This window comes from Actinomycetota bacterium (assembly GCA_005774595.1).
Classification (GTDB): Bacteria; Actinomycetota; Coriobacteriia; order Anaerosomatales; family D1FN1-002; genus D1FN1-002.
The window spans coordinates 1-9025 of record VAUM01000053.1; the positions used below are offsets into that span (position 1 = coordinate 1).

At 69.8% G+C, this 9025-nt stretch carries 13 protein-coding genes and 1 tRNA gene; all 14 read left to right on the forward strand.

Annotation, left to right across the window (positions count from 1 at the left end; genetic code table 11):
• The coding region (locus FDZ70_03555) for a heme ABC transporter permease CcmB (GenBank protein TLM78853.1) at positions 1-675 on the forward strand (675 nt) is incomplete at its 5' end.
• Between the two features lie 26 nt (positions 676-701).
• Positions 702-1406 carry a cytochrome C assembly protein gene (locus FDZ70_03560; GenBank protein TLM78854.1) on the forward strand — a complete coding sequence of 235 codons (705 nt, stop codon included), beginning with the start codon at positions 702-704 and terminating at the stop codon, positions 1404-1406.
• A 7-nt stretch (positions 1407-1413) separates the two neighbouring features.
• Entirely contained in the window at positions 1414-1602 is a 189-nt protein-coding gene (locus FDZ70_03565; GenBank protein ID TLM78855.1) for a hypothetical protein, read from the forward strand.
• An 18-nt stretch (positions 1603-1620) separates the two neighbouring features.
• The gene (locus FDZ70_03570) at positions 1621-2487 is read left to right on the forward strand and encodes a hypothetical protein (protein TLM78856.1); all 867 of its coding nucleotides are present in this window, start codon (positions 1621-1623) and stop codon (positions 2485-2487) included.
• Positions 2322-3137, forward strand: a complete 816-nt coding sequence (locus FDZ70_03575) for a bifunctional precorrin-2 dehydrogenase/sirohydrochlorin ferrochelatase (GenBank protein ID TLM78857.1) — start codon at positions 2322-2324, stop codon at positions 3135-3137. The genes FDZ70_03570 and FDZ70_03575 overlap by 166 nt, the downstream gene beginning before the upstream one ends.
• A 189-nt stretch (positions 3138-3326) precedes the next feature.
• A complete protein-coding gene (locus FDZ70_03580; protein TLM78858.1) occupies positions 3327-4685 on the forward strand; it encodes a glutamyl-tRNA reductase in 1359 nt (452 codons plus the stop codon).
• The gene (hemC, locus tag FDZ70_03585) at positions 4678-5634 is read left to right on the forward strand and encodes a hydroxymethylbilane synthase (protein TLM78859.1); all 957 of its coding nucleotides are present in this window, start codon (positions 4678-4680) and stop codon (positions 5632-5634) included. The genes FDZ70_03580 and hemC overlap by 8 nt, the downstream gene beginning before the upstream one ends.
• 6 nt (positions 5635-5640) lie before the next feature.
• Positions 5641-6450 (forward strand): uroporphyrinogen-III synthase, encoded by an 810-nt coding sequence (locus FDZ70_03590; GenBank protein TLM78860.1) that lies wholly within the window; start codon positions 5641-5643, stop codon positions 6448-6450.
• An 83-nt stretch (positions 6451-6533) separates the two neighbouring features.
• Positions 6534-6609: transfer RNA gene (locus FDZ70_03595), tRNA-Ala, on the forward strand.
• A 108-nt stretch (positions 6610-6717) separates the two neighbouring features.
• The gene (locus tag FDZ70_03600) at positions 6718-6948 is read left to right on the forward strand and encodes a hypothetical protein (GenBank protein ID TLM78861.1); all 231 of its coding nucleotides are present in this window, start codon (positions 6718-6720) and stop codon (positions 6946-6948) included.
• Positions 6949-6983: 35 nt separating this feature from the next.
• Complete coding sequence (hemB, locus tag FDZ70_03605; GenBank protein TLM78862.1) at positions 6984-7955, forward strand: porphobilinogen synthase; 972 nt, start codon at positions 6984-6986, stop codon at positions 7953-7955.
• A 38-nt stretch (positions 7956-7993) separates the two neighbouring features.
• Positions 7994-8332 (forward strand): ribbon-helix-helix protein, CopG family, encoded by a 339-nt coding sequence (locus tag FDZ70_03610; protein ID TLM78863.1) that lies wholly within the window; start codon positions 7994-7996, stop codon positions 8330-8332.
• Complete coding sequence (locus FDZ70_03615; protein TLM78864.1) at positions 8218-8742, forward strand: type II toxin-antitoxin system VapC family toxin; 525 nt, start codon at positions 8218-8220, stop codon at positions 8740-8742. The genes FDZ70_03610 and FDZ70_03615 overlap by 115 nt, the downstream gene beginning before the upstream one ends.
• The coding region (locus FDZ70_03620) for a hypothetical protein (protein TLM78865.1) at positions 8739-9025 on the forward strand (287 nt) is incomplete at its 3' end. The genes FDZ70_03615 and FDZ70_03620, both read left to right, overlap by 4 nt.

Sequence of the window (9025 nt, forward strand, 5' to 3'; positions counted from 1 at the left end):
ATCCTGCGCAAGGACCTCATGATGGAGCTGCGCACCTTCGAGATGCTCACCTCGATGGGGCTGTTCGCGCTGCTCACGATGCTCGTCTACCGCGTGACGTTCGCCGCGGCCGGCTCGGCGCTCGACGTGCGGAGCGTGGCCTCGGGCCTGCTGTGGGCGGCGCTCGTGTTCACCTCGATGCTCGGGCTGAACCGCTCGCTCGTGCACGAGAAGGACCAGGGCTGTCTCGAGGCGTTGCTGCTGTCGCCGGTCGACCGGCCGGTCATCTTCTTCGCCAAGGCCGTCGGCAACTTCATCTTCCTCGTCATCGTCGAGACGCTCACCGTGCCGGTGTTCTGGTTCATGTTCCTGCAGGGTGCGGGCGCGAAGTACGGCGGTGCGTGGTACATGCTGCCGCTCGCGCTGCTCGCCGGAGCCGCCGGGATCGCCGGCATCGGCACGATGCTTGCCACCATCTCGGTGAACACGAAGGGCAAGGACTTCGTGCTCGCGGTGCTGTTCGTGCCGCTCATCTACCCGCTGCTGCTCGCCGTCGTGAGCGCGACGACCATCGCGGTGATGGGCCCGGTGGCGGGCGGCGTGAGCTTCTGGGTCTGGATGGGCTGGGCGACAGGCTATGATGTCGTCATGGTGCTGGCCGCGTTCGGCCTGTACGAGTTCGTCATCGGGGCCTGAGAGCCGGGCTCTTTGAAGGGAAGTCGATGAAGTCACGCGCGGACATCCCGGCCCTGTTGTCGCTCGCCATCGGCGGGCTGTTGACGACGGCCGCGTTCCTCATGGCGTTCTTCTACGCGCCGGTGCAGATGTACGAGGACCTGTTCCACTGGGACGTCACGTTCCAGATCTTCTACTTCCACGTGCCCGTGGCGGAAAGCTCGTTCCTCGTGTTCACCTTCGCGATGTTCTTCGCGATCCGCTACCTGATGACGCGCGACCGGAAGCACGACACGCGCTCGCGGCTGGGCATGGAGCTCACGCTCATCTTCGTGATCCTCACGATGATCACCGGCGACCTGTGGACCAAGGCGCGCTGGAACGTCTGGTGGCAGTGGGAGCCGAGGCTGACCACCTACTTCATCATGACGCTGCTGGTCGTCGGCTACTTCGTGCTGCGCGGGTCGGTGGAAGACGAGGAGCGCCGCGCCACCTTCTCGGCGGTCTTCGCGATCTTCGCGTGGATCGACGCGCCGGTGTCGTTCATCATCACCCGCGTCATGCAGGATGCGAGCAGCCACCCGATCGTGTTCGAGAACGGCGGGCTGGCCGAGACGCCGGCCGCGCTCGTCACCTTCATCGTCGCCCAGATCGGCATGCTGTGCCTCGCGTTCGCCATCTACCGGATGCGCATGCGCGAGGAGCACTTGAAGGAGCGGCTCGAGGCCGCCAAGATCGCCCTGGGAGGTTAGGAGACTCATGGGAACCACCGCCGCAACCGCGTTCTCGGAAGTCGCCAAGGTCGCGCCGTACGTCATCGCCGCGTACGGCCTGCTCTGGGCGACGATGGTCGTCTACGTCGGCATGACGATGGTGCGCCTGGGTAGGCTCGAGCGCGAGATCGAGGCCGTCGAGGAGGCCGTCGCCCGCCGGACGGCCGAGGCGTAGCAGAGAGGCCGGCGCGCGATGCCGCAGCTCCACGTCGTCGTCGAGGTGCTCTACTGGTTCGCGGTGGCGGCGTATGCCGCCGCGACCGTCTTCTACGTCTACTTCGTGATGTCGAAGAAGAAGAGCTACTCGTGGTACGCGACGTTCCTCACTGGCGCGGGCTTCCTGTGCCAGACCGCGTCCATCGGCATCCGGTCGTCGCTGACGGGCGGGACGCTGATGACGGGCGGCAACTCGCTCGTGCTCGCGGCCTGGGCGCTCGTGCTCGTCTACTTCGTCGTGGAGCATCTCGCGAAGCTCAAGATCTACGGCGCGGTGCTGGTACCCATCGCGTGCCTGCTGATGCTCGCCGCCCGGGTGATCGGCGTCGGCTCGACCGGGGCGACGCCGGCCGAGGCCGACGCGCTCGCCGTGCTCCTGCGCGACTGGCGCACCGGCATCCACGTCGTGCTCGTGATGCTCGCCAACGCGGGCTTCTCGATCGGCGCCGCCGCATCGATCGTCTACCTGCTCCAGGAGTCGCAGCTCAAGCGCCACACGACCGGCGGGTGGCTCAAGCGCCTGCCTTCGCTCGCTCAGACCGATCTGGTCGCCCGCCGCGCGATCTCCTGGTCGTACCCGGCATACACCGCCGGCCTGCTCATCGGCATCGTCAACGCGCTCGGCATCGATCGCGCCGGCTGGTGGGCGGACCCGCGCATCATGATGGCGGGCGTGGTGTGGATCGTCTTTGGCGCCTACCTGTACCTGCACTACGGCCGAGGCGTGCAGGCCCGCACGAGCGCTCGCGTGGCGATCGTCGGGCTCGTGTTCGTGGTGGCTCTGTCGATCATCGCGCGGACCCTGCCGCTCGGCTTCCACGTCTTCGGCGTCGCCGGCACGTGAGCGCGCCCGTGCGGCACTACCCCGTCTTCGTCGACCTCGCCGGCCGGCTGGCCGTCGTCGTGGGCGGCGGCGACGAGGCCGAGCGCCGCGCCCGTTCACTGGTGAAGCACGGCGCCGACGTGGCCGTCATCGCCGCCGAGCCCACGCAGGGCCTCATCGAGATGGAGGCTGCCGGCGAGCTCACCATCGAGCGGCGCGGGTACGTCGCGGGCGACCTCAAGGGCGCGTTCGTGGTCGTGTGCGCCTCGGGCTCCGAGGAGATCGACACCGCAGCGTCCCGCGAGGCCGAGGCGGGCGGCTCACTGGTGGCGGTCCCGGGGCTGCCGGCGCTGTCGAACTTCACCTCGCCATCTGTGATGCGCCGGGGCGCGCTGCAGATCGCCGTGTCGACCGGCGGCACCGCGCCAGGACTCGCCAAGCGCATCCGCGCACAGATCGCCGACGAGTTCGGGCCCGAGTGGGGCGAGTACCTCGAACTGCTCGGCATCGTGCGCGCGATCGTGCTCGACCGCGTGCCCGAGTCCGAGCGCCGCACACGGATGCTCGACGCGCTGTCGGCCGACGACTCGCTGCGCGAGGCGCTGGCGGCGGGCGAGCACGTCGACCCCGAGGACGTGTTCAAGCGGCTCGTGATGGAGCAGCACGACTGAGCACGCGCGGACGCTCGGCGCGGTGGCACGCCCCCCTCCTCGGTGCTAGAATCACCCCTGTTCAGGCAAGGCGCAGAAGGTGCGTTCCATACGCTCGACCGACATCGCCCTCGCCGGGCCTGCTTGCCTGAACAACAACGCACCGCACCGGCGAGGGCGTACCCATGCCGTGAAGAGGCCTCGACCCAGATGCACCTGACCATGGTGGGGCTGTCCCACAAGACCGCCCCCATCGAGATACGCGAGAAGATGACCTTCCCCGCCAACCGGCAGGAGGAGGCGCTCGCGCTGCTCACGTCAGGTGCCGAGATCGCCGAGGCCGTCATCCTGTCGACCTGCAACCGCACCGAGATCTACGCGGTGTCCGCCACCGAGGCCGGCTCGGACGCCGTCATCGACTTCCTCACCGAGTTCCACGGTCTCGACCGCCACGAGCTCTCGCGCTATCTCTACATCTCCGACGGCGAGCCGGTCGTGCGGCACCTGTTCCGCGTGGTCTCGTCGCTCGACTCGATGGTCGTGGGAGAGGCGCAGATCCTCGGGCAGGTCAAAGAGGCCTACGACCACGCCTTCTGCGCCGGCGCGTGCTCGCGGGTGTTCAACAAGCTGTTCCGCCAGAGCTTCGAGGTCGGCAAGCGCGTGCGCACCGAGACCGAGATCGGCGAGGCGGCCGTCTCGATCAGCTACGCGGCGGTCGAACTCGCCCGCAAGGTCTTCGACACGCTCGAGGGCCGCACGATCCTCGTGCTGGGCGCCGGCAAGATGTCCGAGCTCACTGCCAAGCACCTGCTGTCGCAGGGCGTGCGCAAGGTGCTCGTCACCAACCGCACCTACGAGCGCGCGGTCGAGCTCGCGGAGCGCTTCGAGGGCCAGGCCGTCCCGTACGACGAGCGCTACACACACCTCGCGGCCGCCGACATCGTCATCAGCTCGACGGCGGCGACGGAGTACGTCGTCACGAAGGACAAGGTCGCCGAGGCCGTGCGCGGCCGCCGCGGCCGCCCGCTGTTCCTCATCGACATCGCCGTGCCGCGCGACATCGAGCCGGCCGTCAACGACCTGTCCGGCGTATTCCTCTACGACATCGACGACCTCAACGGCGTCGTCTCCTCGAACCTCGAGGAGCGCATGCGCGAGGCGCGCAAGGCCGAAGGAATCATCGAGGACGAGCTGAGCGCGTTCGAGCGATGGCTCGAGGGCATGGAGGTCGTGCCGACGGTCGCCGCCATCCGCGCCAAGGCCGAGGCGGTGCGCCAGGCCGAGCTCGAGAAGGCCGTCAAGCGCCTCGCCGGCATGTCGGACAAGGACCTGAAGACCATCGACGCGCTGACCGAGGCGATCGTGAGCAAGATGCTCCACGGGCCCACGATGCGCCTGCGGGCCACGAGCACCGACAAGGACGGCTACGAGCTGGTCGAGGCCGCGCGGCGGCTGTACGGGCTCGACACCGACGAGGCGACGATCCGTCAGGCGCACGGCCTCAAGGGCCTGCTGCGGCGCGTGGACAAGCACGGCAAGGAAGAGACGGGAGACGTGACCAGTGGCTGAGCGCGAGCGGCTCGTCATCGGGACGCGCGGCAGCAAGCTGGCGCTGTGGCAGTCCGAGTACATCAAGGGCCGGATCGAGGAGATCACCGGCGTGCTGGTGGAGCTCAAGATCATCAAGACCACCGGTGACAAGATCCTCGACGTGCCGCTGGCCAAGGTCGGCGGCAAGGGCCTGTTCACGAAGGAGATCGAGGTCGAGCTGGCCGACGGCACGGTCGATCTCGCGGTCCACTCGATGAAGGACGTCCCCACGGAGCTGCCCGAGGGCCTCGCCGTGCTCGCCACCCCGGAGCGCGTCGACCCCCGCGACGTGATCGTATCGGGCGCCGGCTACGACCTGACGACGCTGCCGCAGGGCGCCAAGCTCGGCACCTCGAGCCTGCGCCGCCGCGCGCAGGTCGTGCACGTGCGGCCGGACCTCGAGATCGTCGACGTGCGCGGCAACCTCGACACGCGCATGCGCAAAGCCGAGGACGGCGAGCTCGACGCGGTCATCCTCGCAGCCGCCGGCATCAAGCGCCTCGGCTGGGCGGACCGCATCACGAACTTCATCCCGACCTCGCAGATGGTCTCGGCCGTGGGCCAGGGCGCCATCGGCGTGGAGATCCGTGAGCACGACGACTTCATGCTGCACGTCTGCGAGGCGCTCAGCCACGCCGAGACGTTCGAGGCCGTCACCGCCGAGCGAGTGGTCATGCGCCGGCTCGAGGGCGGCTGCCAGGTCCCGATCGGTGCGTACGCGCGCCGCGAGGACGGCGTGCTCGTGATGGACGCGATGGTCGGCTCGGTCGACGGCGTGCGCATCGTGCGCGAGCGCCTGACCGACGACGGCGCGGGCGCGGAGGCGCTCGGCGAGGCGATGGTCGCGCGCCTGCTCGAACTGGGCGCCGGCGCGATCCTCGACGAGATCCGCTGCGCGGAAGACGTCGACGACCTGCTCAAGAGCTAGGGGGCGATGCGCCGTATGGGCGCAGGGCCGCTGACCGGCCGCACGGTGCTCGTGACGCGCTCGGCCGAGCAGGCCGAGGGCCTTGCCGGGCCGCTCGCCGAACTGGGCGCCGAGGTGGTGGTCATGCCGGTCATCCGCCAGGTCGACCCACCCGACTGGGGTCCCGCCGACGACGCGATCCGCCATCTCGCCGCCTACGACTGGGTCGTCTTCGGCTCCACGAACGCGGTCGAGCGCTTCTTCGCGCGCTGCGTGTTCTGCGACCGCTCGTCCGAGGGGCTCACGGGTGTGCGCCTGGCCGCAGTCGGGAGCGGGACCGCCGCGCGCATGGCCGAGCTCGGCCGGCCCGCGGACCTCGTGCCGCGCGACTTCCGGGCCGAGGGCCTCGTGGACGCGCTCGCGGCCGCGGGCGCCGGTGCGGGCACGCGCGTGCTCGTCCCGCGCGCGCTCGAGGGGCGCGACACGCTGCGCGTCGGCCTGGCCGCGCTCGGCTGCGAAGTGGACGTGGTGACGGTCTATCGCACCGTGGCCGCCGTCCCCGAACCCGAGGCGGTCGACCGCCTGCGCGACGGGCGCGTGGACGCGGTCACCTTCACCAGCCCGTCGACCGCGCGCAACTTCGTCGAGGTGCTGCGCGCGGCGGGCCTCGACCCGGACTCGGTCATGTCAGGCGTGCTCAAGGCCAGCGTCGGCCCGGTCACGACCGAGGCGCTCCGTGCGCTGGGGTACTGCGCGGACGTCGAGGCACAGCCCTCCACGATGGAGGCGCTGGCGGCCGAGATAGCGGCGGCGTTGGGCTCTGTGGAGGACGCGTGACGCGCGCGCGGGGCGGTTTGACATCCGTGCGGGCGGTCGGCACACTGATGCTCGCTTTCGGCGCCTTCGGGGCCGAGTTGAACGGGGACGTGGCTCAGTTGGGAGAGCGCTGCCTTCGCACGGCAGAGGTCGGGAGTTCGAATCTCCTCGTCTCCACCAAAGGACTGACGTCGGGGCGGCCCGAAAGCGGGACGCCCCGACGCTTGCACCACCGGTAAGCAGCGGCCGGCGGGAAGCCGGGCGCATCGAGCGCAACAGGAGGAGTCCATGGTCGTCGAGCCCACGGGTGGTCTGATCGGCTGGGTCCAGCAGTACGGCAACATCATCTTCTTCTTCGGCCAGATCCTCTTCTGGGTCGCCATCGCAGTGCCGGCGGTCTGGGCCGCGATGAACTACAAGCGCTACGTCGACTTCATCACCGGCACGGTCAAGGTCGAGGACGCCGCCGAGGCGCCCGCCGACGAGGCCGCCGTCGCCGTGGACGAGTTCGTCGAGTAGCACCCCCGCTCTCCCGCTCAAGAGGAGGCGCCCACATGCAGTTCCCCGAGTACCGGCCGCGCCGGTTGCGCGCCAACGAGTCCATCCGCTCGATGGTGCGTGAGACCTCGCTTCAGCCGACCGACCTCATCTACCCGCTGTTCGTGAAGCCGGGCGAGGGCAAGCGCGACGAGATCCCATCCATGCCGGGCGTCTTCCAGCTGTCCGTGGACAAGGTCGCGCCCGAGATCGACGACCTGAAGCGGCTCGGGGTCCCCGCGGTCATCCTCTTCGGCCTGCCGCACGCGAAAGACGAGGTCGGCAGCGAGGCGCACGACCCGGACGGCATCGTCCAGCAGTCCATCCGCGCCATCAAGATGCACGCCTCGGACTTCTACGTCATCACCGACGTGTGCATGTGCGAGTACACGAGCCACGGCCACTGCGGCGCGCTCGACGATGCGGGCAACGTCATCAACGACGTGACGCTCGAACTGCTCGCCCAAGAGGCCGTCAGCCACGCCGAGGCGGGCGCCGATATGGTCGCTCCGTCGGACATGATGGACGGCCGCGTGGCCGCGATCCGCTCGGCGCTCGATGCCGAGGGCTTCTCGGGCGTGCCGATCATGAGCTACGCGGCCAAGTACGCGAGCGGCTACTACGGTCCGTTCCGCGACGCCGCCGACTCCGCGCCGCAGTTCGGCGACCGCCGCGGCTACCAGATGGACCCGGCCAACGGCGACGAGGCCCTGCGCGAGGTCGCGCTCGACATCGCAGAAGGCGCGGACATCGTCATGGTCAAGCCAGCGCTCGCGTACATGGACATCATCCGCCGCGTGAAGGAGCAGTTCGGCTACCCGACCGCGGCGTACAATGTGTCCGGCGAGTACTCGATGGTCAAGGCCGCGGCCGCTGCCGACTGGATCGACGAGAAGCGCGTCGTGCTCGAGACGCTGACCGGCTTCAAGCGTGCCGGCGCCGACCTCATCCTGACCTACCACGCCAAGGACGCCGCCGGCTGGCTGTAAGCTGCGGGACTTGCGCGCTGCATACGGGGTTGCATACGATGCGTATGCGACCCCGTATGCGTTCCGGAGGCGATTCGACCATGACCGTGCGAGTGACCGTGACCCTGCCTGACGACCTGCTCGCCGGCCTCGACGCCGTCGCCGCTGAGGAGTCGTTGACGCGCAGCGACGTCGTGCGCGAGGCCGCGGCGACGTACCTCGGCGTCCGGAAGCGCTCGGCCGAGGACGAGGCGCGCCGGGTGGCGGTCGAAGAGGGCCTCAAGTGGCTCGAGGAACTCGACAAGGAGCCCCGGCTCGACGACAGGCCCAGCCTCGAGATCCTCCGCGAGATCCGCGGCGACGCTCCCGGCGACGAGCCCGCGGGGGAGGGGACGTGACGCGCCGCACGGTGGTGCTGGACGCCTCGGCCGGGGCCAAGTGGTTCCTGGGCGAGTGCGGCAGCCGCGTGGCGCGGGAGCTGTTGCGCGACCACGGGCTCGGGCGAGTGTCGATCGCCGTCCCATCGCTGTTCATGTACGAGGTGATGAGCGCGGCGACTCGTGGCTACGTGCGGGACCTCGGTCGTGACGCTTGGGAATGGCTCGCCGGATGGGGTATCGCGATGTGGGAGCTCGACGACGCGCTCATGCGCGAGGCGCTCGACGTCCGAGCGCGCCTCGGCTGCTCGTTGTACGATGCGTTCTCGCCTGCGCTCGCGGGCATGCTCGACGCGCCGCTCTACTCCGCCGACCGGCGCGCGCACGCTGCGTGGCCCGGCGTGGTCCTGATCGAAGGAGACGAACGATGACCGACAACGTCGGCAATCCCGACGCCCGCCCCGACCTCGAGCTCGAGGGCGAGTTCGGCGAGGCCGAGGGCACGATCACCGAGCAGGAGATGGCCGAGGCGGAAGCCGGGTGCGGCCAGACCGCCGTCGGCATCCCGATGGGGCACCCGGGCGGCACCCCCGCCGGGCACCCCGGCGGCACCCCCGTCGGCCACCCCTCCGGGCTGGTGCTCGGCGCACAGGGCGCGCCTGCGCAGGCCTCGTCGGGGCACCCGGCGGGTGTGCCCATGGGCGGCCACCCCGG